The following is a 25514-nucleotide window of genomic DNA, read 5'->3' on the forward strand; positions in this document are numbered from 1 at the left end:
ACCGCTGTGCGAATATTCAACCCGACCTGCCGGGCTGCCTCTTTTCGTGGGACGGCGTCGGCGCGCAGACGGAAGTACTCGGTACGTCGCGCACGTTGGGCGACCTTCACGTCGATGCCCGCGAGGGTTACCCAATGCCGACACGTCATGGGCTTGAAGCCGAGTTCCTCGGCGGCGAGGCGGATGCTTCCGAGCCGTTCGAACGCGGCGAAGAATGACGCCTTCTCGTCGTCGGTGAACGTTCGGGCTGGTGGTCGTTTTGTCTGTTCGGAAACCATGGTCGCAACTCCTGAAAAGTGCTGGGTGTTGCAACGACCGATAGAACCCAAGCAGTTTTCCTGGCCGTCAGTGGGCAGTTCCGTGGCCGCCTATGGGCAGCTTGTCATGGCCGCCGACACCGCACTCCTGGTGTGCGTTGGCCGGCCAGGTAGGCGCGGATGGTCTTGCGGTCGTGGTCGGTGCGGCGGGCGATCTCACTGATCGTCATTCCCTGCCGTTTGAGCGCGTGGATGTCCACGTCGTCCTCCTCTGAAAGCATAGGGGTAGGGCCTTTCTCGGGCTGGTGTGTGGTCGAAGACCATCAGCATCGAGGAAGGCCCGCTTCTATGAGCGGAAGCGACCCGGAGTGGGGAATTTCAGTGAGCAGGACTGGGGAACTTCAGTGAGCGCCGTCAACGGGGTCATTTTGCGTGCTGCACGTAACCGGCACGGCGCCAGCTCGTGCAACCTGCGCCCTCCGTTCACGATGAATCGGTGGCTATCAAGACTCGTATCTCGATTCGGACACGATGAATCCGTGGCCGCTCGCGAGGTTCTGGTAGCTGATTCCCCTCTCGGCCGATGAGCGCGTGACGCTGCCGTATGTGCTCGAGCTTCCGTAGCCCAAGATTTCGAACCGGTGTCCCCCCGGATAGTCACGAACTGAATACTCGCTGGCGAATCCAATATCGCTTCACTTTCGCGGGTAGGGAACACCATCTCCAATCGCTTCTACACCACCGCCACAGGAAATCATCGGCTGGTGACAAAAGTCTCCTGGCGAAGCGCTCGGAGATATCCACGTGTGGAACCGCAACGAGCATCCCCAGAGCAATTCGCGCCAGGGTCACTCCAATCGAGAATGCCATAATATGCATTCAACGAAGGCGAGTCGAAGTCGATTCTTCTCTGTGCAAGACGAGTTGTTGCGTACGCAGCCTGGTCCACCGAGGTCGTGGGTCTGGGGATGCTCGTAGCTGACGAGCCTTCGATCTGTGCTATCGCGCTCGCCGACGCTATCGGCGACGACGTCAGGTCGACGATGACGTCGCCACTCCAACGGGCCTAGGTGTCGATGCCGCAGGCTGAGCTTGTGCACAACAGGCGAGCACAACAGCGAGCACAACAGCGAAAGTGTAGGTTGACGCGATGAAAACGCGGTTCATGAGTGCGGCATATCGGCGCCTCGTTCATGCAGTTGGCTACGACGAACTGCTATCCGATGCTCTCAGACTGGGAATGCCTCGCAGTCCGCACTCCTAAACGGCGGCGACCAGGCTGCTCAAGTACTTTCCGTAGCCGCTTTTCTGCAGCGGTGCCGCGAGTACTGCAAGCTGCTTGCTGTCGATCCAGCCAGCGCGCCAGGCGATTTCTTCGATGCAACCGACCTTGTGGCCCTGGCGGTCTTCGATCACGCGCACATACTCCGACGCCTGCATCATGGACTTGAACGTGCCCGTGTCGAGCCACGCGGTACCACGGTCGAGAACCTGCACCTGCAGCTTGCCCGCCTCGAGATAGCGTTCATTGACAGTGCTGATCTCCAGCTCGCCGCGCGCGCTCGGCTCGATCGACTTTGCAATCCCGATAACCGAGTTGTCGTAGAAGTACAGTCCGGGCACCGCGTAGTTGCTCTTGGGCTTGGCCGGCTTCTCCTCGATGGAGATAGCAGTCATGTTCTCGTCGAATTCAACGACCCCGTACGAAGTGGGATTGCTCACGTGGTAGGCAAAAATGCGTGCCCCGTCAATTTCCGTGTTGTTGCGCAGAGCAGATCCGAGGCCCGCGCCGTGGAAGATGTTGTCGCCGAGCACGAGGGCGACGCTGTCGTCGCCGATGAATTCTTCGCCGATGATGAACGCCTGGGCGAGGCCGTCCGGGGATTCCTGCACGGCGTATTCGATGCGGATGCCGAGGCTGGACCCGTCGCCAAGCAGGGCCCGGAACTGGTCGTTGTATTCCGGAGTCGTGATGACAAGGATTTCCTTGATCCCGGCCATCATCAGCGTCGACAAGGGGTAATAGATCATGGGCTTGTCGTAGATGGGCATCAGCTGCTTGGAGATGCCCTTGGTGATCGGCCACAGGCGTGTGCCGGAGCCGCCGGCGAGGATGATTCCGCGCATGTCTAGTTTCCTTCGTTCAGTGCCGCGTAGAACGCCTTCGCGTCTGCCCAGGTCGGGAGAAGCCCGTTCGCGGCGGACTCGGCGAGTCCGGGGGCGTCGGTGTCTTTCGGGGAGAGCAGGAGTTCGCCGGCCTCGGGCGGGAACACCAGTCCGATGTCGGTGTCGAGCGGGTTGATGCCGTGTTCGCGGCCCGGGTTGAACGGGGCCGTCACGAGGTAGCTGACGGTGGCGTTGTCGGTCAGGGCGACGAAGCAGTGCCCGATGCCCTCGGCGATGTAGACGGCACGACGGTCGGTATCATCGAGGAGAACGCTGTCCCACTGGCCGAACGTCGGCGAACCGACCCGGATGTCGATGATGTAGTCCAGGACGGCGCCGTAGGTCGCGGTGACGTACTTGGCCTGGCTCGGCGGAATGTCCGCGAAGTGGACGCCGCGCACCGAACCACGCTTGGAAACGCTCGTATTCGCCTGCACCACGTCGAGTTTGTGGCCGATCGATTCCTCGAGGCGGTCGAACCTGCCCCATTCCAGGAACACCCCCCGGTCGTCACCAAACTGCTTCGGAGTGATTTCGTAGGAATCGGGGATGGAGAGTTCGCGGATCTGCACGCGCAGAAGTCTACCAAGCGGGTACCGCTAGCATTGAAGCGATACTTTCAGCAAACGGAATGGTCACCTCTTATATGAAGATCCTCGTTACCGGCGGCGCCGGTTTCATCGGCTCCAACTTTGTTCGTCGCACCATCGAAGACGCCTACCCGGGTCTGGAAGGGGCCGAGGTCGTCGTCCTGGATGCGTTGACGTATTCGGGCAACCTGGCCAACCTTGCGCCGATCGCCGATTCGCCCCGGTACTCGTTCGTGCACGGCGACATCCGCGATGCGGCGTTGCTAGACACGATCTTCCCGTCCCTGGACGCGGTTGTGCACTTCGCGGCCGAGTCGCACGTGGACCGGTCCGTGCGCGACGCCTCCATCTTCGTCGAGACCAACGTTCTCGGCACCCAGCAGCTCCTCGACGCCGCTTTGCGCCACAACCTGGCCCGGTTCGTGCACGTGTCCACGGATGAGGTCTACGGGTCGATCGCGGAGGGCTCCTGGAACGAGGAACGCGCCCTGGAACCCAACTCCCCGTATTCCGCGTCCAAGGCCGGCAGTGACCTCCTCGCCCGCTCGTACCACCGCACCCACGGGTTGAACGTGTCGATCACGCGCTGCTCGAACAACTACGGCCCGTACCACTTCCCCGAGAAGGTCATCCCGTTGTTCGTGACGAACCTCATCGACGACAAGCACGTTCCCCTGTATGGGGCGGGCAACAACATCCGCGACTGGTTGCACGTGGACGACCACACCCGCGCGATCGCGATGGTCCTCGTCGGCGGTCGTGCCGGTGAGATCTACAACATCGGCGGCGGCACCGAACTGACCAACCTCGAACTGACCCAGCTGCTGCTGGACTCCACCGGCAAGGACTGGTCCTACGTGGACCGGGTCGCTGACCGTCTCGGCCATGACCTGCGCTACTCGGTGGACATCAGCAAGATCCAGGCCGAACTCGGCTACGCCCCTCAGGTCCCCTTCGAGAAGGGCCTCGCCGACGTCGTGCAGTGGTACCGCGACAACCGCGCCTGGTGGGAACCCCTCAAGGCCCGCGCGGCACTGAGCTCATGACCCGTTACCTGATCACCGGCGCTGCCGGGATGCTCGGCCGCGACCTGCAGAAAGCCCTGACCGGGCGAGACGTGACCGCGTTCGACCGCGGTGAACTCGACATCACCGATGAAGCCGCCGTCCAGGCGGCCGTGACCGGGTTCGACGTCGTGATCAACGCGGCCGCGTACACGAAGGTCGACGACGCCGAAACGAACGAGGACGCCGCCTACCTGCTGAACGCGGTCGGACCGCGGAACCTCGCCCGCGCCGCGAAAGCAACCGGAGCGCGCCTCGTGCAGATCTCCACCGACTACGTCTTCGAAGGCAACGCCGAGTCCCCTTACCAGGAGGACGCACCCGCCGCACCGATCTCCGCATACGGGCGTACCAAGGCCGCCGGCGAAGAATTCGTCCTCGCCGAGAACCCGGGCAAGACCTACATCGTGCGCACCGCATGGCTCTATGGGAAGAACGGCCCGAACTTTCCCAAAACCATGCTGAAACTCGCCGCCACCCACCCCACCCTGAACGTGGTCGAGGACCAGGTCGGCCAGCCCACCTGGACCGTGGACCTCGCCGCGCAGATCGTCGCCCTGCTCGACGCCGATGCCCCCGCCGGGATCTACCACGGCACCAACTCCGGTGTCACGAGCTGGTTCGGCTTCGCCCAGGCCGTGCTCGAAGCCAACGGCCTCGATCCCGCCCGGGTGCACCCGACCGACGGGGCCTCCTTCGTGCGGCCGGCACCCCGCCCGGCCTACTCCGTACTCGGCCACGATGCCTGGGCCAACGCCGGACTCACCCCCATGCGCGACTGGCACGACGCCCTCACCCAGGCCGTCGCCGAAGGAGTCCTCAAAACCGAATGATCACACTGCGGGTTATCGTCGACCAGATGATCGCGCCTGTTCCCGGCGGGATCGGTCGATACACCGAGGAGCTGACCCGGGCGCTCATCGCGAGCGCTCCGCTCAACTGCGAGGTTGAGGGCATCGTCTCCGCGTCCCAGCCCGAGCAGTACGCCGCCATCGAGGCGGCCCTGCCCGGGCTCGCCGGACTCTACAAGACCGCACTCCCCCGCCGCGAGCTCGCCGCGGCCTGGCAGCTCGGGGTGACCACGTCCCCCGGGCCCGGCATGATCCACGCGCCGGGCCTGATGGCTCCGCTGCGCCGTCACGACCGGGTGAACGACCACACGCAGGTCGCCGTGACCGTGCACGACGTGCGCGCGTGGACGCATCCTGAGGCATTGACCCAGACGACCGTTGCCTGGACCAAGGCGCGGATGAAGCGTGCGCGGAAGCACGCGGACGCGATCGTCGTGCCGAGCCATGCCGTCGCAGCGCAACTCGCCGAGATCGTCGACCTCGGCGACAGGGTGCGCGTCATCGGGGGCGCCGTCGGCACCGGCTTCCGGCTGCCGTCCAACTCTTCGGCCACTGAGCTGCTCGCCACGGCCCTCGACCTGCCGTCCGAATACATCGTCACCGTCGGAACGCTCGAGCCACGAAAGGGCGTCACGGCCCTCATCACGGCCCTCGGCCTGCCGGGCGCTCCTGACCTGCCGCTGATCGTCGTCGGACCGGACACCTGGGGCGAAGTCGACCTCGGTTCCGTCGCCGAGGAGGCCGGACTCACGCCGGGACGGGTGCGGGCGATGCCCGCGCTCACCGACGAGGAACTCGCCGTCGTGATCGCCCGCGCGAACGTGCTGGTCATCCCGAGCCTCGAGGAAGGGTTCGCGCTGCCCATCATCCAGGGCTTCCACGTCGGCACCCCGGTCGTGCACTCCGACGCTCCCGCTCTCCTCGAGGCAGCCGGCGATGCCGGTCTCGTCGTCGAGCGCGAGGATGCCGCCGGGTACCCCGAACGCCTCGCCGCGGCCATCGCCCGGGTCCTGACCGACCGGGCCCTCGTGCAGAGGCTGCGCATCTACGGCGGCGACCGGGCGAAGGCTTTCAGCTGGCGGGATTCCGCCGAGCGTGTCTGGCAGCTGCACGCCGACCTATAGGGGCCGAGCAAGGCATCCACTCGAGCAGTATCGCCCTGCCATGGGTGAGTTGCGGCCCCTCCCGGGCGCAGTGAGGGTGTTTTCCCCGCAACTCAACCGGGGTGACGGGCTACGGGGTGGGCGTCGCCGTGGCCGGGGTGAGGGCAGCGTCGATCATCGACCTGATCACGTTGTAGTCGGGATTCTCCGGGTCGACGTTGTTCGCCGGGGTCAGCTCGACCGTGTTGATCGGGTGCGTCTTGGTTTTGGCGGCGAGCGTCACGAAGTAGCCGAGCATGCTCTGCGGAATGTCGGTCTTCACGACCTGGGACCCTGCGGAGGCCACGGACTCGAACTTGGCGAGCACATTGGCGGGGCTCGCCTGGGCGAGGATCGCCTCCTGGAGCTGGTGCTGGCGCTCCATGCGGCTGTAGTCGCTCGTGCCGTGCCGCGACCGGGCGTACCAGAGTGCGTGGTAGCCGTCCATGTGCTGCATTCCCGGCTCGAACCAGAACAGCACGGTGGTGAAGGTGTCGTCGGTGTGGACCGGCACGCGTTCGGTCACGTTGATGTCGACACCGCCGAGCGCGTCGATGAGCTCGGAGAAACCCTGCATGTCGATCAGGCCGTAGTACTGGATAGTGAGCCCGGTGATGCCCTCTGCGGCGTCCCGCATTCCCTCGATACCGGGCTCGCTGCCGGCGTCGATGGCCTTCGGGTACATGTCGGGGCTCTTCAGCTCGACCTCGGTGTAGATCGAGTTGAGCATGCACGCGTCGACCCGGCAGGTGTCGTGGTAGCCGTAGCCGTTGGGATACACGGCGGCGAGCGGGGAATCCGCTACGAAGGGCACGTATGCGAGGTTGCGGGGTAGGCCGATCATGGTGACCTGGCCCGTGGTCGCGTCGATGCTCGCCACGGTGATGCTGTCCGGGCGGAGACCCGACCGGTCGGCCCCGGCGTCGCCGCCGAGAAGCATGATGTTGTAGCGCCCGTCGACCGGGGGAACCGTCGGCCCCGCCACGAAGACCGAGGACAGGAAGTCGCTCGCCGTCGCGGCGACGTAGGCGCCGTAGCCGGCCGTTCCTGCGATGACGACCATGATCACGGTCGCGAATCCGGCGATCAGCGGGCGGGCGCCAGGGCCCGCCTTGACGAGGCGCACGAGCCGGAGGGTGTCGAGGGTCAGCACGACCCAGACGATGCCGTAGAACACCAGCACCGCTGCGGCGACCCAGAGCCCGATCGAGTTGGTGAACGCCGTGAGCACGAACTCAGACCAGAACAGGTAGGCGAGCCCGACAACGACGACGAGGCCGATCAGGGTGAACGTGCAGCGCAGGCCGAAACGGCCGAGGCTGCGACTGCCGGCGAGCACTTGCGCCGAGCCGGGCAGGAGGACGTTCAGCAGCACGAGCCACCAGGCCCGTTTTGTCATCACACGGGCGGACCCGGATTCCGGGTTCCTGATCGGATTGGTGGCGATGCTCATAGCTTGGCTTGGAGATCCGAATTCTTCTGTTCGACCTGTGCGGCGAGGTCGAGTGCGTAGGCGAGGAGCTTGTCGTGCAGGCCGGCGTCGGAGAGGGCCAGGATCTTCACGGCGATGAGCGCCGCGTTGCGGGCCCCGCCGATTGAGACGGTCGCGACGGGTACTCCGGCCGGCATCTGCACGATCGAGAGCAGGGAGTCGAGGCCGTCCAGCCGGCTGAGTGGAACGGGAACGCCGACGACGGGAAGCGCGGTGACGGCGGCGAGCATGCCGGGGAGGTGCGCTGCACCGCCGGCGCCGGCGATGATGACCTTGAGGCCGCGCCCATGGGCATCCTCTCCGTAGGCGATCATCTTCCTGGGTGTGCGGTGCGCGGACACGACCTGGACTTCGTAGTCAATCCCGAAGTCCCGCAGAAGCTGCGCGGCATCGCTCATAACCGGCCAGTCGGAATCGGAGCCCATGACGACGCCGACGAGCGGCGCGTGCGGCACCGGGGGCGTTTCTCGGTTCTCCGACAGCGGGGTGGTTGCTATGGGGTTCTCGGGCACGCAGTCGATCTTAGGTGTCAGTCCTGAAAAAACGCCGCAGTGGCACGCGCTTCATAGGCGACGTCGTCCAGATCCGCCCCTCCCACGGTGACGTGGCCAACCTTACGGCCGGGTCGTGGGTCCTTCCCATAGTTGTGCACCTTCGCCGACGGATGCGCGGCGAAAGCGGCCGGGTACCGATCGGAAAGTGCGCCTTCTGCGGGTCCGCCGAGGATGTTCACCATCACCGACCACTCGTCGCGCGGCGTCGTCGCACCGAGCGGGAGGTCGAGCACGGCGCGGAGGTGCTGTTCGAACTGGCTCGTAGTCGATCCTTCGATCGACCAGTGGCCGCTGTTGTGCGGGCGCATCGCCAGCTCGTTGATCAGGAGGCGCTCATCCGTCGTCTCGAAGAGCTCGACGGCCATCACGCCGCACACGCCGATGCCCTCCGCGACTCGCGTGGCGATGTCGGCGGCGACCGCGGCGAGGCGGCCGCTCGACAGCGGCGCGGGGGCGACAACTTCGGCACAGACGCCGTCGCGCTGCACGGTCTCGACGACGGGCCACACGGCGACCTGGCCGGACGGGCGCCTGGCCACGAGCTGGGCCAGCTCGCGGGTGTACGGCACGTGCTCCTCGACAAGCAGGGCGCCGCCGTTAGCGTCCTCGGCGAGCGCCATGAACCAGTCGTCGACCTCGTGCTTGTGCGTGACGACCCGGACGCCCTTGCCGTCGTAGCCGCCCCGCGGCGTCTTGACCACGGCGCGACCGCCGTGGTCGGCGATGAAGACGGCGAGCTCCGCCGTGTTCTCGACAGCTGCCCAGTCCGGAACCGGGAGCCCGAGCTCGCCGAGGCGCCGGCGCATCTCGATCTTTTCCTGGGCGAAGACGAGGGCCTCGGGTCCCGGGCGCACGGTGAACCCGCGGGCGACGAGTTCACGGAGCACGGCCTGGGGCACGTGCTCATGGTCGAAGGTGATCACGTCGACGGTCTCGGCGAAGGCGAGGACCGTATCGAGGTCGTGATAGTCCCCCACCTTGGTCGCGGCGAGGCTGGCCGACATGCCGTCGGCCTCGGCCAGGACGCGCAGGTCGATCCCGAGGTTCACCGCAGCGGGGATCAGCATCCGGGCCAGCTGGCCGCCCCCGATTACGCCGACTGTCGTGCTCATTTCGTCACCGATTTCTGTGCGACCCTTCATTTTCGGACGCACCAATTTTCAGTCTGAGGCGGTATCTGCGCCGTAGACTCGTGGATTGTTGTTCTATCTTCGCCCATAGACCGGATGGATGTATGCCGATTACCTCGGGAAAATCAGCACGGCTCGTCGCCCTCGCGATTCAGATCGCGAGCTTCGGCGCCGTGGGACTCGTCGGCTTCGCCGTCGACTTCTCGGTGTTCAATCTGCTCCGTACCACGGTCTTCGATCCGCACCTGGTCCACGCCGGGCCGATCTACGCCAAGGTCGTCTCAACCATCCTCGCCATCGCCGTGAACTGGATCGGGAACCGGTACTGGACCTTCGGCAAGAGCCGCCAGTCCCAGACCCTCCGCGAGGGAATCGAATTCTTCGGCGTCAGCCTCGTCGGCATGGGCATCGGACTCGCCTGCCTGTGGGTGAGCCACTACGTGCTCGGCCACACCAGCGTCGTCGCCGACAACATCTCCTCGAACGTGATCGGCCTCATCCTCGGCGCCATCTTCCGCTTCGTGCTCTACCGCTACTGGGTCTTCGCCCCGCACCGTCGCGTTGTCGCTCCGGTGACGGCGAGCCTAGCGACCATTCCAGATGGTCGTCTGGTCGGCAGCGAACGCTGATTCCTCGCGCCGCCGCGAATCGAATCCGGTCTGCGACTGCTCGATGAGGTCGTGCAGCACGCGCTGCACCAGGGTCGCATTGGGCACGTCCTTCAGCACGAGCGGCCGTTCGGAGCCCGAGGCGATGATCACGTCGCCCGAACCACTCAGGGTCTGCAGCCAGGTAGTCCGCACCCTCACGTCGTAGCCACGGCTGTGCAGCAGCTCCTGCCGGGTCCGCACGAAGAAACCGCGCCGGAAGATGATGCGCCGCGTCGTGATCGTGTACCGCCGGTTCAGCCAGGACGCGAGCGGCAGCAGCCAGAGCAGCACGACGACCGCGCCGGCAACCCAGAGCAGGGCGCTGTCCTGCCACGGCTCCGCGAGGTTGCCGGAGAAATACCCCGTTGCCGTGCAGACGCCGAGCAACGCGAGGGTCGGCCAGAGCAGCACGCGCCCGTGCGGGCGCAGCGCGGCCACGACCCGTTCGGCCGGGGCCCCCGGATCTGCCGGGCCCGTCCCCCTGTTGTTCGTCATGACCCTATTAATACCTCAGGTGGGTCACATCGCCCGCCGCGACGGCCTGCGGCTCGCCGGTGGCCTGGTTCTCCACGATCAGCCGGCCCGACTCGTCGAGCGCGCTCGCGACCCCGACGAGGTCGTCACCGCCGGGCAGTTGCACCCGCACCTTCGAGCCGAGGGTGCCGCACAGTGCCGTGACGGTACCAAGGAGACCGCTCGCGACCGGGTCCCCGTTCGCCGCGAGGAACGCGGCCGTGAGAGCGGCGAGTTCGATCAGGTAGCGGGCGAGCACGGCATCCGCTTGGGGTGCGCGGCCGGTCACGAGGAGCAGCGAGGTCGAGGTCAGCGTCGGCAGGTCGTGCTCGTCGAGGGAGAGGTTGAGGCCGGCGCCGATCACGAGCCCGTGCGTGTCCGGCAAGAGCTCCGAGAGGATGCCGGACACCTTGTAGCCGTCGATCAGCACGTCGTTGGGCCACTTCAGGGTCACCTCGTGGGCGGGGTGTTCACCGTCGTCGGGGCCGGCGGCCGACGTGCCCGCGGACGGGGCGCCGGCGAGGAGGCTCGCCTCGACCTCCGCGCGCACGGCGATGGTCATCGCGGCGCCGGCGAGGAGCGGGAACCAACCGAAGCGGTCCACCGGGAGAGGGGCGCCCTCTCCGGTGCCCGTTCCGACGAGCGGGCGCAGCAGCACGGAGATGGCGAGCGACTTGCCGGTGGGGGCGAGCCAGGTGCGGCCGAGCCTGCCCCTGCCGCGAGTCTGGCTGTCGGTGACGACGGTCGACAGGTGCGGCCAGCCGGCGGCATCCGCCCCCGTCGCGTGGCCGACGAGCTCGTCGTTCGTGGATCCGGCCTCGTCGAGGTACTCGAACCGGGTCACCGCCTCGCGGCTGAGTGGAAACTGCATCTGACCTACTTCCGCTTCCTGCAATTCTCGCCGAAGATGCCGCCGATGCCACATTTTGAGCCGAATTTGCGGAATCTGCAGGAGTTATGCCCACTCCCGGGGACGAACGAACCGGAAAGGAACGGGGGAACGGCCAGTGATCGGGCCGGGTTTTGTAGGGTTTCGTCAACGGTCCGGGCCGAGGGCTGGCCGGTAGAGTGAACGGCGTGAGTGACAATTCGCCCGTTACGGGACCAGATCTGTACACGACGGCTGGAAAGCTCGCCGACCTCAAGATTCGCTATCACGAAGCCGTGACCGCGAGCGGTGAGGCGGCGATCGAAAAACAGCACGCCAAGGGCAAGATGACCGCGCGCGAGCGCATCGAGCTCCTGCTCGACCAGGGCTCGTTCGTCGAGCTCGATGAGTTCGTGCGGCACCGGACCCACGGCTTCGGCATGGAGAAGAAGCGGCCGTACGGCGACGCGGTCGTCACCGGCACCGGCACGATCCACGGGCGCCAGGTCGCGGTCTACTCGCAGGACTTCACCATCTTCGGCGGATCGCTCGGCGAGGTGGCCGGCGACAAGATCATCAAGGTGATGGACCTCGCCCTCAAGACGGGCGTGCCGATCATCGGCATCCTCGACTCCGGCGGAGCGCGCATCCAGGAGGGCGTCGTCGCCCTCGGCAAGTACGGCGAGATCTTCCGCCGCAACACCGCAGCCTCCGGCGTCATCCCGCAAATCTCGATCATCTGCGGCCCCGCCGCCGGTGGCGCGGTCTACTCCCCCGCACTCACCGACTTCGTGATCATGGTCGACAAGATCAGCCAGATGTTCGTCACCGGCCCCGACGTGATCAAGACCGTCACCGGCGAAGACGTGGGCATGGAGGAGCTCGGCGGCGCGCTCACCCACAACAAGGTCTCCGGTGTCGCGCACTACCTCGCGAGCGATGAGGCCGACGCGCTCGACTACGCCCGGACCCTGCTCGGCTTCCTGCCCGACAACAACCTCGCCGAGCTTCCGGTCTTCGACAGCGACGTGGAGCTCGAGACGACGGATGCCGACCGCGCGCTCAACACCATCATCCCGGACTCGCCGAATCAGCCATACGACGTCAAGACCGTGATCGAGCACATCGTCGACCGCGGCGACTTCCTCGAAACGCAGCCGCTGTTCGCCCCGAACATCGTCGTCGGCTTCGCCCGCGTCGAGGGCCGGTCCGTCGGCATCGTCGCCAACCAGCCCAACGCCATGGCCGGGACGCTCAACATCCAGGCCGGCGAGAAGGCCGCCCGCTTCGTGCGGTTCTGCGACGCATTCTCGATCCCGATCCTCACCCTCGTCGACGTTCCCGGCTTCCTTCCCGGAACCGATCAGGAGTGGACCGGCGTCATCCGCCGCGGCGCGAAGCTGCTCTACGCCTACGCAGAGGCGACGGTGCCGCTCGTGACCGTGATCCTGCGGAAGGCATACGGCGGCGCGTACATCGTGATGGGTTCCAAGCAGCTCGGTGCCGACATCAACCTCGCCTGGCCGACCGCCGAGATCGCCGTGATGGGCGGCCAGGGCGCCGTGAACATCCTCTACCGCGCCGAGATCAAGAAAGCCGAAGCCGCGGAGGAGGATGTCAACGCCGTGCGCACCCGCCTCGCCAACGAGTACACCTACAACGTCGCGAGCCCGTTCCTGGCCGCCGAACGCGGCGAGCTCGACGGGATCATCGAGCCGGCAGCCACCAGGGTCGCCATCACCAAGGCGCTGCGGGCCCTGCGCACCAAGCGCTCGAGCCTGCCGCCCAAGAAGCACGGCAACATCCCGCTGTAGGGAGCGACCATGGCAGACGAAGAGAACGCCCGACCGGACGCACCGGAGGACACCCCCGCGGACACTCCGGCGCACCTGCGGTTCCTGACCCGCGGCATCAGCCCGGTCGAGGCCGCGGCCGTGTCCGCTGTTCTGCACGGCCTGCTCCGCGAGGAGACCGGCAGCCTGCACAAGAAGCCGACCGGCGCCCGCAGCGGCTGGCAGGCCGGCCAGCGGGCTATCCGGCCGCCCTTCGTCTCCGGGCAGAGCAGCTGGGGCGAGTTCCGGGTCTGAACCGTCCGGGCCCTGGCCGGTCCCCCTAAATGCCGACTTTTGAATTGCGCACGGCTCGACCACTATAGATAGTGCTAGGTGTCGCTCACTGAGTTACACAACCAGAACTCGTCGACTAGGGTAAGCAGGCGAATTCTGGGGGCACGTCAGGGTGACATTCGGGTTGTCGCCCTGGCACAACGTAAAAAAAGGGGACCAGCCTTCGGGTTGGTCCCTTTTTTTGCGTTCCGGGCTCTCCCTTCCGGGCGGGGGTCGTTCCCCGCAGGCCCTCAGGCGCCGAGGGCGGATGCCGTGGCCGGCTCCCTGGGGATCTCGAGCCACAGGTCAACCTCGGGCTCAGGTGAGTCCTGGCCCAGGGCGCTGAGTCGGGCATCCGCACTGCTGAGGCCGACCACGGTCACGGCCGTCGCCGATCCTTCCCCCGCGGTGCGTGCGATGATCGTGTCGGCCGTCGATTCGCCGATGGCGGCGGCGAGCTGGTTGAGGACGGTTTCGAGCTCCGCACCGTCGAGGTCGTCGATCGTGCCCTCGTCGAGCAGCGTCACGATGCCGCCACGGCGCCTGGCGGTCATCACCTGCTCGCGCACAGCGTCGTTGAGCAGCTTGCGGCCGCGGATCTCGTCCCGCACGGCGGCTTCGAGGTAGCGGCACTCCTGGCGGTCCTCGGCGTCGAGCTCGCCGTGCTTGTCGATGATGCGGCGCAGCATGGGCGATGCGAGGCGTAGCGTCTGCGCGAGGCGCACCTGGCGTTCGAACAGGTGCGCTTCCTGGGCGGCCTGCCACTCCGTCGCCTCCCGCTCCGCGAGGGCATACTGGCGGGCGTCACGCCCCGCCTTGGCGAGGGCGCGGGCGAGGAGGACCGCGACGGTCACCCAGACGACACTCCCGATCACGCCCATGTCGAGCAGCTGGGCCGGGCCGGCCCAGATGATCGTGTGCACGACGAGCGCGCCGACGCCGACCCAGGCGAGCGCCGTGCGGCGGCGCGTCGCCGTGATCGTCATCAGGGTGCCGACGGCGGCGACGTACCAGGTCGCGTAGCCGTTCCTGGCGGAGCCGTCGAGCTCGCTGCCGACGAGCAGCGAGATCACGACGCAGACCGCAACGTTGAAGAAGGCGAGCGCAAGGCCCATCCGCATCGGGCTCGACGGCCAGAGACTCAGGACCGTCGCGAGCGCATAGAGGGCGAGCGCGAAGATCGTCGGCCCCGGGGTGCGCGGCAGGTCGAGCGAGTAGATGCCGAGCACGATGTGGTACGCCGAGAAGAGACCGGCGAGGAACAGGACGAGGCCGCGCGGGACGGTGATCATCAGGGGCTCACCCCGCCGTCCAGCGGCCACTCGATCGTGATGGTGGTGCCCTGTCCCGGTGTCGAACACACCGTGACGGAGCCGCCGACACTCTGCACCCGCTCCGCGATCGAGATGCGCAGGCCGAGTCGCGCGCTCGGGACGAGGGCGGGGTCGAAGCCGACGCCCGTGTCGGAAATCTGGATGGTGCATCCGCCCTGGCCGTTCGCACTCATCGTCAGCACGCGCTCGGGATCGGGCGCGCCTGGGCCTGCGCCGGCGTGCTGCACGCTGTTGGCCATGGCCTGGACGGAGGCCGCGAGGATCGCCTCGGAGACGTGCGCGGGAACCGCGAGCGTCGGGATGGAGCACTCGACGATCGTGAACGGCCGGGCGAGCCGGGAGGCCGCGAGGCGGATCTGCCCGGCGAGCTCCGAGAAGCTCACCATGCTGTCGTCGACGGCCGGGGTGATCGCGGCGTCCGTGAGTCGCTGGAGGGCGTCGGTGGCCATCCCGGAGGCGAGCTGCGCGGCCTTCGGGCTGCCGGCAGCGGCAGCGGCGAGGAACGTCGCGAGCACACTGTCGTGCACGATCGAGTCCACCTGCACGCGCTCGACCTCGGTAGCGTGCTGGCGCACGGCGTTCGCGTACTTGTTGAGCGCATTCGTCTGCGCGGCGTCGACGGAGGCGGCCGTCTGCCGCAGCATGAAGATCATGATCAGGAGGACCTGGCCGAGAAGCGTCGCGTAGACGGCGTCGAGGGATGCCAGCAGCGCGTCCGCGTCGCCGCCGGAGGGCAGCGAACGCACGATCCCGTAGGCGAGCGGGGCGGCGAAGGTGTACGCGCACGCCCAACCGAGCGGGAACGAGATGGCCGCGCACGACGTCGCGACCGTGCAGACGTACCAGAGCCAGGGCTTCCCGTCGAGGACGGCCGCCGGGTCCCGCATCAGGAACGGCCACCCGATCAGGGCGACGAAATACACGAGTGCAACGGCGCCGGTCGTGATTCGCACCCCGACCTTGGTGATCGAGGCGACCACGACGGCGGCGACCGCGACGGCGAGGGCGACCGGCGTCGCGACGCTCATGACCGGCAGCCGCAACGGGATCTGCTGCAGCATCGCCGGGAGGGCCTGCAGGGAGAAGACGACGGCGACCCCGGCGACGGACCGGGAGATCACGACCTCGATCCGGGACCGGCTGATCGGGTTGCGAGGCTGGCGGATGCCGGGCGCCCGGGTGCCCTCTGCCACGACGGGTGCGAGGTCCAGGCGGTCGGGAGGCAACCGTGTCGGGCGCTGCGGGATCGTGCCCGCTGCTTCAGCCGCGGCCATCTCCGCCATCCGGGTCCAGCCCCGGCAGGATTCCGTCTTCAACGGCCCGGCGCAGCAGGTCGACCTTCGTCGGCGCGGGACGCCCGACCTCGACGTACTTCACGCGGATCCGGTCGAGGTACTCCCGCGCGGTCGAGTGCGCGATGCCGAGCTGCATGGCGACCATCTTGAGCGGAAGGCCGGAGGCGTAGAGGTGCAGCACGTCCCGTTCCCTGCGGCCGAGCTGGGCCTTGGCGAAATCGCGGTCGGCGTCGATCGCGGTCGCCCACTCGAGGTTGTTGAGCACGTCGCCGCGGGCGACCGAGGCCACCGCGGCCATCACGGTCGTCGTGGGCGACGACTTCGGGATGACGCCGGCGGCGCCCGCAGCGAGGGCCTCGCGAACGAGGGCGACCCGATCTGCGATGCTGTGCACGAGCACCGAGGCGCCTGTGCTCTGGGCCAGGTGCACGTTGTCGGTGACGAGGGAGCCGTCGCCGAGGGAGAGGTCGAGCACGATCACGTCGCAGGGACGCCCGCCGATCCCGTCAACGAGTCCCTGGACGGTCGCCGCGGTTGCCACGACCTCGTAACCGACATTCTCGCAGGCGGCCTGGATGCCGAGGCGGACGGATTCGTGATCGTCGGCGATTCCCACCCGGACGGGGTGGTCGAGCGGCGTGCGCGTTTCAGTGACGTGCGTCGAGCCCAGGGTCGCACCGGCCGGGCCGGCCGGGCCGGACGAGCCGTCCGTCGTCGTGGTCGGTGAGGTCGCGGGTGTTGTCGGGTGCGTCACTTGTTCCTACATTCTTCCATTGCACGTACACGTCAACGATAGCTATTTGGACAGCAGGGCGACGGCTTCAACGTGATGAGTGTTCGGAAAGAGATCGAACGCGCGCAGCTTCCGCAGCTCGTATCCGTGCCCGGCGAGGAGGGCGATGTCGCGGGCGAGGGCGACGGGATCGCAGGCCACGTAGACGATCTGCTTCGGGGACAGCACCGCGAGCTGGTCGATGACCTCGTGGCCTGCGCCGGAACGCGGCGGGTCGAGGACAACGGTCGCCGCCTGGTGCTTCGCCCGTTCGGCCGCGCTCGCGTCCCGGACCAGGCCGGCCAGGAAGCGGTCGACCCGGTCGGTGCGAACGCTCGCTCCGACCCATTCCGCGAGGTTCTCTGCGGCGAAGTCGGTCGCGTGCGCGTCGCTCTCGACGGAGGTGATCCGGACGGTGCTGCCGAACTTGTCACCGACGGCCGCAGCAAGCAGCCCGACGCCGCCGTACAGGTCGAGGTTGGTGGCACGGGGGTCGAACAGCTCGGGATCGATCAGGTCCTGGACGGCGTGGTACAGGGTGTCTGCGGCGCGGACGTGCACCTGCCAGAACCCGCCGGCGTCAAGACGGAATTCCCGGTCACCGACGACCTCACGGATCAGGGTGCGCGGGGTGGCCTTGGGCTTACCGCGCGCGTCCGGCTCCGAGACGAGGATCTGGACGGTGCCGAGGCTCGGAGAGACGACGTCGACCGAAGCCGCTCCGGGGAAACGCTGGTCGAGCGGCGCGGCCGCTTCGAGCGTCCGCTCGGCCAGGGGAAGGTCGCCGACGGGGATCACCCGGTGCGAGCGGGCCGCGTATGGGCCGACCGTGCCGTCTTCGTCGACGTGCAGGCGCACCCGGGTGCGCCAGCCTGTGCCGTCCGCCGCGTCGCCTGGCGAGGCGTTCGGGCCGAGCGGCACGGGTTCGACGACCACGTCGGACTCGATCTGCGCCATGCGCTTCAGGGAGTCTGCAAGCACCTGGCGCTTGAGTTCGCGCTGGAAGCCGAGTTCGATGTGGCCGAACTCCGCGCCGCCGGCCCGGTCGTCCGGGTCGCGCTCGAGGGCAGCGGAGGCCCAGATGTGCGGCTGGCGTTCGCGGGCCGCGTCGAGGACCTCGACGGTCTCCGCGCGCCAGAAGCTCTTGTGGTTCGCGGAGGTGAGCCGGGCGCGCACGCGCTCCCCCGGCAGGGTGTCGCTCACGAAGACCACGCGGCCTTCGTGCCTGGCGATGAAAATACCGCCGTGAGCTACGTTGGTGACGAGGAGTTCGAGTTCAGTACCCACCTCGGCTGCGGGTGCGGGGAGATTCGCCGGTGTGTCATTGCTGGTGGCCATTGATCGAGCATCCCACATCGCTTCTATCGCCGCTTATCTCGCCGCACAAAGGGAACCATGCGCCTCTATCTGGCTTCGACCTCTCCGGCCCGGCTCACGCTCCTTCGGGCAGCGGGCATCGAGCCGGTCACGATCGCTCCCGGCGTCGACGAAGACGAGGTCGCAGCGGATGCCGCCCGGCTGCTGGGCGCACCGCTGACGCCCCGTCACACGGTCGAGTTGCTCGCCAGGGCCAAAGCGGAGGACGTTTCCCGGGCGATCGTCGCCCTGGACGCCGAGGCCGCCGACGGTGACGACGTGCACCTCGTGCTCGGCGGGGACTCCGTCTTCGTCATCGATGGCGTGATCTACGGCAAGCCGCACACGGCCGAGCGGGCCAGGGAGCGCTGGGAGCTGCAGCGCGGCCGCACCGGGCAGCTCTACTCCGGCCACTGGCTCATCGAACACAGGGCCGGCGTGCCCGGCCGGGCCGTCGGGGCCGTCGCGGTCGCCGACGTGACCTTCGCCGACGACATCGACGACGCCGAGCTCGACGCATACATCGCGACGGGAGAGCCCCTGTTCGTGGCGGGGGCCTTCACGATCGACAGTCTGGGAGCACCCTTCATCACCCACATCGAGGGCGATCCCTCGACCGTCGTCGGCTTGTCCTTACCGACGCTGCGCCGGCTCGTGCTGAGTCTCGGGCACTCCTGGCCGAGCCTGTGGAACCGCGCGAACGCCTGACGCTCAGCGGGTTTTGGAGGCGGTTTGTAGGCATCCATACCTTTTTGGGGGATCTTTTTGTTGAAGAGAACCAAAGTCTCGGGCGGGATCTCCAATAAGCTCAGGCACTGTGTCCCGCATAACGAAGGTCCTCATCGCCAACCGGGGCGAAATCGCCGTCCGGGTGATTCGAGCCGCGAAAGACAGCGGCATTCTCTCGGTCGCCGTCTACGCCGACCAGGATCGTGACGCCGTGCACGCCCGCCTCGCAGATGAGGCGTACGGGCTCGACGGCACGACAAGCGCAGAAACCTACCTGGTCATCGAGAAGATCCTCTCGGTCGCCCGCCGTTCGGGTGCAGACGCCGTGCACCCCGGCTACGGTTTCCTCGCCGAGAACGCCGAGTTCGCCCGCGCCGTGATCGACGCCGGCCTGGTCTGGATCGGCCCGTCTCCCGACGCCATCGAGCAGCTCGGAGACAAGGTCTCCGCTCGGCACATCGCCGAGCGGGTGAACGCTCCGATGGCCCCAGGCACGCTCAACCCGGTGGAGGGCGCGTCAGAGGTTCTCGACTTCATCGACCAGCACGGGCTGCCGGTCGCGATCAAGGCGGCCTTCGGCGGCGGCGGACGCGGCCTCAAGGTCGTCCGCACCCGCGAAGAGGTCCCTGAGCTCTTCGACTCGGCCGTGCGCGAGGCCGTCACCGCCTTCGGTCGCGGCGAGTGCTTCGTCGAGAAGTACCTCGACAAGCCCCGCCACGTCGAGACCCAGTGCCTCGCAGACGCCTACGGCAACGTCGTCGTCGTTTCCACCCGCGACTGCTCGCTGCAGCGCCGCCACCAGAAGCTCGTCGAGGAGGCACCGGCACCGTTCCTCACGACCGTTCAGCACGACGAGCTGTACCGCGCATCCAAGGCCATCCTCAAGGAGGTCGGCTACCTCGGCGCGGGCACCTGCGAGTTCCTGATCGGCCAGGACGGCACAGTCTCCTTCCTCGAGGTCAACACCCGGCTCCAGGTCGAACACCCCGTGTCCGAGGAAGTCACGGGCATCGACCTCGTCCGCGAACAGTTCCGCCTCGCCGAGGGCGGCCGCCTCGACTACGACGACCCGATCCCGCGCGGGCACTCCTTCGAATTCCGGATCAACGGCGAAGACCCCGGCCGCGGGTTCATGCCCTCTCCCGGCCCCGTGCACGTCTTCAGGGCGCCGGGCGGCCCCGGCGTGCGCGTCGACAGCGGCGTGCAGGCCGGCGATGTCATCTCCGGTTCCTTCGACTCCCTGCTGGCCAAGCTCATCGTCACCGGCGCGACCCGCGAAGAGGCGCTCGAGCGTTCACGCCGCGCCCTCGACGAGTTCGACATCGCCGGCCTCCCGACCGTGCTTCCGTTCCACCGCGCGATCGTGCGCGACCCCGCGTTCGCGCCCTCGGACGGCGAGCCGTTCTCGATCTACACCCGCTGGATCGAAACCGATTTCGTCAACGACATCGAACCGTGGAACGGCTCCCTCACCGACGAGGGCACCGCCGAGAAACGCCACAACGTCGTCGTCGAGGTCGAGGGCCGCCGCATCGAGGTCAGCCTCCCCGTGCGTCTCCTGCCCGGCACCGCCGAGAACACCGCCGGTCCCGCCCCGCGTCGCCGCGGCGCCGTGCACTCGGTGAACACGGCCATCGGCGACGCCGTGGTCGCGCCGATGCAGGCCACGATCGTCAAACTCGCCGTCGCTGAGGGCGACGTGGTCGTCAAGGGCGACCTGCTGCTCGTGCTCGAGGCCATGAAGATGGAGCAGCCGCTCACCGCGCACAAGGACGGCGTGATCGGCAGCATCGGCGCCGTGGTCGGTGCCACGGTGTCGAGCGGGTATCTGTTGCTCGCCGTGACCGACGCCGCGTAGGCGGTCGCACGGCAGGCATCCGCTCGCTCATCGTCGGCCGGGAAAGGGGACCGTCGTGGATCCGGACGAACTGACCGCGTTCCTGCGGGACCTGAACGGTGCCGTCGAGACGTACCCGTTCGGGCCGGAGGCCCGGGTGATGAAGGTCGCAGGCAAGATGTTCTCCGTCGACCAGCCGGATGCCCCGCGCCGGTCGATCACGCTCAAGGCGCTCCCGGAGAACGTGCCGCGGTTGATCCGGAGCGTTGCCGGCATCGAGCCCGGGTACCACATGAACAAGCGGCACTGGGTGACCGTGAGACTCGACGGCTCAGTGCCTACCGACCACGTGCGCGAGCTGATCACCGAGTCGCACGCGATCATCGTCGCCGCTCTCCCGCGCGCCATCCGCCGGTCCCTCCAGGGCTGACCCGCCGTCCCCGCGAGAGTGCGGCGCGGGGTGTGCGGAACTAGAGGACGATGTGCATCGCCCGGGCGGCATCCGTGATCGAGCCCGTCAGGGAGGGGTAGACCGGGAAGGCCCTGGCGACCTCGTCGACGGTGAGCCGGTGCTCGACGGCGAGCGCGAGCGGGAAGATGAGTTCGCTCGCCTTCGGGGCGACGATGACACCGCCGATGACGGTGCCGGTGGTCGTGGTCGCGAAGAGCTTGACGAAGCCGTCCTTGATGCCCATCATCTTCGCGCGCGGGTTCGCGGCGAGAGGCAGTTTGTAGATGGTGCCCCGCACGAGGCCGTCCTCGATCTGCTTCTGCGTCCAGCCGACGGTCGCGATCTCGGGCTGGGTGAAGATGTTGGCCGCGACGTTGCGGATCTCGATCGGGTTCACCGCGTCGCCCATCGCGTGGAACACCGCCGTGCGGCCCATCATCGAGGCGACGGATGCGAGGGGCAGCTCGGTCGTGCAGTCGCCGGCCGCGTAGATGTTCGGCATCGAGGTGCGGGCGACCCGGTTCACCCGGATGTGCCCGGAGTCGGTCAGCTGCACTCCGGCCTCCTCGAGGCCGATCCCGTGGGTGTTCGGCACAGAGCCGACGGCGATCAGGCAGTGGCTGCCCTCGACCTTCCGGCCGTCGGACAGGGTCGCGAGCACCCCGGTGGAGGTGACGACGACGGATTCGGCGCGGGACTTGCTGAGGACGACCATCCCGTTGCGCTTGAAGACGTTCTCGATCACGGCGGCGGCGTCGGCGTCCTCGCCGGGCAGCACCTGGTCGCGGCTCGAGATCAGGGTGACGCGGGCACCGAGGGCCCGGTACGCCGAGGCGAATTCGGCGCCGGTGACACCGGACCCGACGACGATGAGGTGCTCGGGCACCGCACGCAGGTTGTAGAGCTGGGTCCAGGTGAGGATGCGCTCACCGTCGGGGACAGCGGTCGGGAGGATGCGCGGGCTCGCGCCAACGGAGACGACGATCGTGTCGGCGCTGATCCGGTCGAAATCGGTGCCGGAGGCCTCCGAGGTCGCGACGATCACGCCGCTCGTGCCGTCGAGGCGGCCGTGGCCCTGCACGAGGCGCACTCCGGCGGTGACGAGCGTGGCCCGCATATCCTCGGACTGCTGGCGGGCGAGCGCGAGGAGGCGCTTGTTGACGGCGGCGAGGTTGATCGCGACCTCGGGACGGCTCGGCTTGCCGTCGGCCCCGCGCACGTAGAGCTGGACGCCGAGCTCGGTCGCGTCGCCGATGGAGTTGGTGGCCTCAGCGGTGGCGATGAGGGACTTCGAGGGCACGACGTCCGTGATGACCGCGGACCCGCCGACGCCGACCTCTTCGACGAGGGTGACCTCCGCCCCGAGTTGTGCTCCGGCGATCGCAGCTTCGTACCCGCCGGGCCCTCCGCCGAGAATGACGATCTGCTGCTTGCGTTCGAACTCGTAGGCCATGGTGACATTCTGCCGTCCGCCGCCCTTCGCCACCAATCCCGGTCGGGGACATCCGCCCGCCCCGCCGCCCGCGCTTGACGAATTCGACGGAGTTTCTGAGATTTCCGCGCGTGGGAGGGCACTTTGGGCCCCGAACGCTCGATGTCAAGCTGTGTGGAGTCACGTGGGCTAGCTTTTGACAGTTTCCTTGGGGATGTTGATTCCAACGGTGCCGGCTGGTGCGGGTGTAGTCGGCCGCGAGTGGAATCGTTCCGGGTGGTTCTGGTGGTAGGTCTGCAGTGCCATGTCGCGGATGCGGTGGGCCTGCTTCCAGGAGCCGTCGTGGACTTGCTGGGGCGTGAATAACGCGATGCCGGAATGCTTGTGGGTCGTGTTGTACCAAGGCACGTACTCGGCCAGGTGGTCGCGGGCGGCCTGAAGACTCTCGAACGTTCCGGGGTAGTTGGGCCGGTACTTCATTGTGCGAAATTCAGACTCGGAGAACGGGTTGTCGTTGGACACATAGGGCCGGTTGTGGGTTTTAGTCACCTTGTGCTCGGCGAGGAGATCGGCCAGAGCGCCCGAACGCATCGCGGGCCCGGAATCGGCGTGCACGAACTTGGGGGTGCCGTATTGGTCGAACGCGCTCTGGAACATCTCCACGGCGAGGTGGTCGCTCTCGCGTTCCTCGACCCGCCAGCCGACGATCGTGCGCGAGTAGATATCGATGATGGAATACGCCTTGAACGTTGTGCCCCGCCACGGGCAGCGGAGGTCGGTGATGTCCCAGGACCACACCTGCCCAGGCCCGGTCGCTACCAGCACCGGCTTCTGGCGGGGTGTTCGAGACCCACGCCCGGTGGGCACGACGGGGCGGGTGCTCTGATCGGTGAGGTCGGCGGCGATCCGCCACCAGGACCGGCGCCCGGCGAGCATCACACCCTGGTCCCAGACGCTCGCAAAGGTGTGATCGACGGAATGCCCCGCCGTCCACCCCGTCGTGATCTGTTCCGCGATCACCTTCCGATCCGTCGTGGGGATCCGAGACAAGTACGCGCGGTCTTTCTGCGCGATGGGTTCGGGCACCCGGGCGCGGGGCTTCTGCCGGTACTGCCACGTTGAGCGGGCCACGCCCGCGAGGACCAAAGCGCGGCGTTGCGACCCCGTTAAACGCGTCAGGTCACCGACGAGCGTGTTCTCGAGCTTCAGGAACCGGACGGATCGGATGTCGTCGGGGTGGGTGCGGGCTCTTCCTCGCTCATCGCGTGCAAGAGCCCGATAGCTTTCCCCAGCGTGTTGTTCGTGTCCTCCAACTCGCGCACCCGCGCGCTCAGTTTCGCAACCTCAGCCGCGTGCGCCGCGCGCTCAGCGGCCCGTGATTTCTCCAGCGCCGTGCGCTTACGAGGGGGAACAGTCATAGCCCTACCCTCTCGCGGAACCAGACCCCGGTCCAGATCACCGCCATACACCGCGGCGCTCCACCGCGTCAGCATCGCATGCGAGACCGGCTGTCCCGCTAACCAGGCACCTTTCTGACCATGCGGTTGCCGGTGATACTCATGAACAAACTCGCGGATCTCCACCACAGTGAACCCTGGACTAATCGACATTCCTCTGACTCCTACTGATCGTGAACTGACTCACAACCAGCTTGACGCAGAGGGGAATGCCCAAAATCTCCGTCGAATTGGTTCGGGCGAATAGAGTGGGGGGATGCCGACGATCGACGCAAACCCGCTGGACGAGCCACAAACCGATCCATTCGAAATCGCCCGGATCGCGGCGGATGAAATCGCCCAGCTGACGGGCGTCACCCATCACGACGTCGCCCTGACCCTCGGCAGCGGCTGGGGCAAGGCCGCGGAGCTCATCGGCGAGACCACGCACACGATCCCCGCGCAGGCGATCACCGGCTTCAGCGCCCCCGCGCTCGAAGGCCACGTCGGCACCCTGCGTTCCGTGCTCCTGCCGAACGGCAAGCGGGCTCTCGTCATCGGCGCGCGCACCCACTATTACGAAGGCCACGGCGTCCGCCGGGTCGTGCACAGCGTGCGCACCGCTGCGGCAACGGGCGCGACGACCATGATCCTCACCAACGGGGCAGGCGGCATCCGTGAGACCTGGACCCCCGGAACGCCGGTGCTGATCAGCGACCACATCAACCTCACCGCGGACTCGCCGCTCGAGGGCGCGACCTTCATCGACCTGACCGACCTCTATTCGAAGCGGCTGCGCGAGCTCGCCCGCACCATCGACCCCGGGCTCGACGAGGGCGTCTACTGCCAGTTCCGCGGGCCGCACTACGAGACCCCCGCCGAAGTGCAGATGGCGAAGGCGATCGGCGGCCATATCGTCGGCATGTCGACGGCGCTCGAGGCCATCGCCGCCCGCCAGGCCGGCATGGAAATCCTCGGCCTGTCCCTCATCACCAATCTCGCGGCCGGGATCCAGAAGGAGCCGCTCAGCCACGCCGAAGTGCTCGTCGCCGGCAAGCAGGCCGAACCCGTGATCAGCGCACTGCTGGCCAGGATCGTGGCCGCCCTGTGAGCGCGACCGAGACCGGCACAGGGCCCACGAGCACCGAGCCCACGAGCACCGGGCCCGTCGACACCGGACTGACCGGCACCGGGGAGGTCCGCGCGCGCGGCCGTCACCGGGCATTACCGGATGCTCCCGCTTCCGCACTGCCCCCGACCCTCGCGCTCGAGATCGTGGAGATTCCGATCCCGGCGCCCGCAGCGGCGGTTCCGGTAGCGGCAGCAGCCGAAGCAGCGGAGCCAGGTCCGCTCACACCGGCAACCCCGGCATCACCGGTGGTTCCGGAAACCCCGGCACCGACGGCAGTTCCGGCAGCAGCTCACGAACCCGCCGCTCCCCCACTGAGCGCCCACCCGGCATCCGCCACGGACGAGCCGGTCCCCGTCAC

25 protein-coding genes are annotated in these 25514 nt (G+C 67.5%); 10 read left to right on the top strand and 15 right to left on the bottom strand.

Translation table 11 applies throughout. The features are described 5' to 3' along the window. Positions 1 to 382: 382 nt before the first annotated feature. From RCH22_RS12955 to RCH22_RS12965, 3 genes are all read right to left on the bottom strand, one after another. A complete protein-coding gene (locus RCH22_RS12955) occupies positions 383 to 538 on the bottom strand; it encodes a helix-turn-helix domain-containing protein (protein WP_327014324.1) in 156 nt (51 codons plus the stop codon). A 979-nt stretch (positions 539 to 1517) separates the two neighbouring features. Further along, on the bottom strand, positions 1518 to 2384 hold the full coding sequence (rfbA, locus tag RCH22_RS12960; protein WP_327014325.1) for a glucose-1-phosphate thymidylyltransferase RfbA: 867 nt from the start codon (positions 2382 to 2384) through the stop codon (positions 1518 to 1520). A 2-nt stretch (positions 2385 to 2386) separates the two neighbouring features. After that, positions 2387 to 2995 carry a dTDP-4-dehydrorhamnose 3,5-epimerase gene (locus RCH22_RS12965; protein WP_327014326.1) on the bottom strand — a complete coding sequence of 203 codons (609 nt, stop codon included), beginning with the start codon at positions 2993 to 2995 and terminating at the stop codon, positions 2387 to 2389. A gap of 74 nt (positions 2996 to 3069) precedes the next feature. Between RCH22_RS12965 and rfbB the strand changes: the two genes are divergently transcribed. Genes rfbB through RCH22_RS12980 form a run of 3 tightly spaced genes read left to right on the top strand, consistent with a single transcriptional unit; the run spans position 3070 to position 6052 of the window. After that, positions 3070 to 4059, top strand: a complete 990-nt coding sequence (gene rfbB, locus RCH22_RS12970; protein WP_327015529.1) for a dTDP-glucose 4,6-dehydratase — start codon at positions 3070 to 3072, stop codon at positions 4057 to 4059. Continuing rightward, positions 4056 to 4910, top strand: a complete 855-nt coding sequence (gene rfbD, locus RCH22_RS12975) for a dTDP-4-dehydrorhamnose reductase (RefSeq protein ID WP_327014327.1) — start codon at positions 4056 to 4058, stop codon at positions 4908 to 4910. Before rfbB ends, rfbD begins: the two co-directional genes overlap by 4 nt. Continuing rightward, complete coding sequence (locus RCH22_RS12980) at positions 4907 to 6052, top strand: glycosyltransferase family 1 protein (RefSeq protein ID WP_327014328.1); 1146 nt, start codon at positions 4907 to 4909, stop codon at positions 6050 to 6052. The genes rfbD and RCH22_RS12980 overlap by 4 nt, the downstream gene beginning before the upstream one ends. Positions 6053 to 6161: 109 nt before the next feature. On the opposite strand, the gene RCH22_RS12985 is transcribed toward RCH22_RS12980, so the two are convergent. The 3 genes from RCH22_RS12985 to RCH22_RS12995 all read right to left on the bottom strand — a co-directional run bounded on the left by RCH22_RS12985 (position 6162) and on the right by RCH22_RS12995 (position 9228). Further along, complete coding sequence (locus RCH22_RS12985; protein ID WP_327014329.1) at positions 6162 to 7523, bottom strand: LCP family protein; 1362 nt, start codon at positions 7521 to 7523, stop codon at positions 6162 to 6164. After that, positions 7520 to 7987 carry a 5-(carboxyamino)imidazole ribonucleotide mutase gene (gene purE, locus RCH22_RS12990; RefSeq protein ID WP_323504278.1) on the bottom strand — a complete coding sequence of 156 codons (468 nt, stop codon included), beginning with the start codon at positions 7985 to 7987 and terminating at the stop codon, positions 7520 to 7522. Before purE ends, RCH22_RS12985 begins: the two co-directional genes overlap by 4 nt. Before the next feature lie 104 nt (positions 7988 to 8091). Next, positions 8092 to 9228 carry a 5-(carboxyamino)imidazole ribonucleotide synthase gene (locus RCH22_RS12995; RefSeq protein ID WP_327014330.1) on the bottom strand — a complete coding sequence of 379 codons (1137 nt, stop codon included), beginning with the start codon at positions 9226 to 9228 and terminating at the stop codon, positions 8092 to 8094. Between the two features lie 122 nt (positions 9229 to 9350). Between RCH22_RS12995 and RCH22_RS13000 the strand changes: the two genes are divergently transcribed. Further along, entirely contained in the window at positions 9351 to 9875 is a 525-nt protein-coding gene (locus RCH22_RS13000; RefSeq protein ID WP_322136414.1) for a GtrA family protein, read from the top strand. Here the strand turns inward: RCH22_RS13000 and RCH22_RS13005 are convergent. Then, complete coding sequence (locus tag RCH22_RS13005; protein WP_327014331.1) at positions 9831 to 10391, bottom strand: PH domain-containing protein; 561 nt, start codon at positions 10389 to 10391, stop codon at positions 9831 to 9833. The genes RCH22_RS13000 and RCH22_RS13005 overlap by 45 nt on opposite strands. Before the next feature lie 7 nt (positions 10392 to 10398). After that, a complete protein-coding gene (locus RCH22_RS13010) occupies positions 10399 to 11280 on the bottom strand; it encodes a biotin--[acetyl-CoA-carboxylase] ligase (protein ID WP_327014332.1) in 882 nt (293 codons plus the stop codon). A 206-nt stretch (positions 11281 to 11486) separates the two neighbouring features. On the opposite strand from RCH22_RS13010, the gene RCH22_RS13015 reads away from it, so the two are divergent. Further along, complete coding sequence (locus RCH22_RS13015; protein WP_323510975.1) at positions 11487 to 13091, top strand: acyl-CoA carboxylase subunit beta; 1605 nt, start codon at positions 11487 to 11489, stop codon at positions 13089 to 13091. A gap of 9 nt (positions 13092 to 13100) precedes the next feature. After that, on the top strand, positions 13101 to 13364 hold the full coding sequence (locus RCH22_RS13020; RefSeq protein ID WP_327014333.1) for a hypothetical protein: 264 nt from the start codon (positions 13101 to 13103) through the stop codon (positions 13362 to 13364). A gap of 269 nt (positions 13365 to 13633) precedes the next feature. Here RCH22_RS13020 and RCH22_RS13025 read toward each other — a convergent pair whose 3' ends face one another. From RCH22_RS13025 to RCH22_RS13040, 4 genes are all read right to left on the bottom strand, one after another. Further along, a complete protein-coding gene (locus tag RCH22_RS13025) occupies positions 13634 to 14674 on the bottom strand; it encodes a hypothetical protein (RefSeq protein WP_327014334.1) in 1041 nt (346 codons plus the stop codon). Further along, complete coding sequence (locus RCH22_RS13030; RefSeq protein WP_327014335.1) at positions 14674 to 15990, bottom strand: ATP-binding protein; 1317 nt, start codon at positions 15988 to 15990, stop codon at positions 14674 to 14676. Before RCH22_RS13030 ends, RCH22_RS13025 begins: the two co-directional genes overlap by 1 nt. Continuing rightward, positions 15977 to 16681 (bottom strand): response regulator transcription factor, encoded by a 705-nt coding sequence (locus RCH22_RS13035; protein WP_323510992.1) that lies wholly within the window; start codon positions 16679 to 16681, stop codon positions 15977 to 15979. The genes RCH22_RS13030 and RCH22_RS13035 overlap by 14 nt, the downstream gene beginning before the upstream one ends. Before the next feature lie 126 nt (positions 16682 to 16807). Continuing rightward, entirely contained in the window at positions 16808 to 18121 is a 1314-nt protein-coding gene (locus tag RCH22_RS13040) for a TRAM domain-containing protein (protein ID WP_327014336.1), read from the bottom strand. A gap of 57 nt (positions 18122 to 18178) precedes the next feature. On the opposite strand from RCH22_RS13040, the gene RCH22_RS13045 reads away from it, so the two are divergent. The 3 genes from RCH22_RS13045 (at position 18179) to RCH22_RS13055 (ending at position 21135) form a co-directional block, all read left to right on the top strand. Further along, positions 18179 to 18847, top strand: coding sequence for a nucleoside triphosphate pyrophosphatase (locus tag RCH22_RS13045; protein ID WP_323510980.1), 669 nt, complete (start codon positions 18179 to 18181; stop codon positions 18845 to 18847). A 109-nt stretch (positions 18848 to 18956) separates the two neighbouring features. Continuing rightward, positions 18957 to 20726: a biotin carboxylase N-terminal domain-containing protein gene (locus RCH22_RS13050; RefSeq protein WP_323510981.1), complete on the top strand. Its 1770-nt coding sequence runs from the start codon at positions 18957 to 18959 to the stop codon at positions 20724 to 20726. 55 nt (positions 20727 to 20781) lie between these two features. Beyond that, a complete protein-coding gene (locus RCH22_RS13055) occupies positions 20782 to 21135 on the top strand; it encodes an MmcQ/YjbR family DNA-binding protein (protein ID WP_327014337.1) in 354 nt (117 codons plus the stop codon). A gap of 40 nt (positions 21136 to 21175) precedes the next feature. Here RCH22_RS13055 and RCH22_RS13060 read toward each other — a convergent pair whose 3' ends face one another. The 3 genes from RCH22_RS13060 to RCH22_RS13070 all read right to left on the bottom strand — a co-directional run bounded on the left by RCH22_RS13060 (position 21176) and on the right by RCH22_RS13070 (position 24006). Then, positions 21176 to 22609: an NAD(P)H-quinone dehydrogenase gene (locus RCH22_RS13060; RefSeq protein WP_134449078.1), complete on the bottom strand. Its 1434-nt coding sequence runs from the start codon at positions 22607 to 22609 to the stop codon at positions 21176 to 21178. Positions 22610 to 22777: 168 nt separating this feature from the next. Continuing rightward, complete coding sequence (locus RCH22_RS13065; protein ID WP_327012585.1) at positions 22778 to 23719, bottom strand: DDE-type integrase/transposase/recombinase; 942 nt, start codon at positions 23717 to 23719, stop codon at positions 22778 to 22780. A gap of 74 nt (positions 23720 to 23793) precedes the next feature. Further along, positions 23794 to 24006, bottom strand: coding sequence for a hypothetical protein (locus tag RCH22_RS13070; protein WP_327012584.1), 213 nt, complete (start codon positions 24004 to 24006; stop codon positions 23794 to 23796). A gap of 295 nt (positions 24007 to 24301) precedes the next feature. On the opposite strand from RCH22_RS13070, the gene RCH22_RS13075 reads away from it, so the two are divergent. After that, positions 24302 to 25135, top strand: coding sequence for a purine-nucleoside phosphorylase (locus RCH22_RS13075; protein WP_323510984.1), 834 nt, complete (start codon positions 24302 to 24304; stop codon positions 25133 to 25135). Positions 25136 to 25514: the final 379 nt, after the last annotated feature.

Source organism: Cryobacterium sp. GrIS_2_6 (assembly GCF_035984545.1).
GTDB lineage: Bacteria > Actinomycetota > Actinomycetes > Actinomycetales > Microbacteriaceae > Cryobacterium.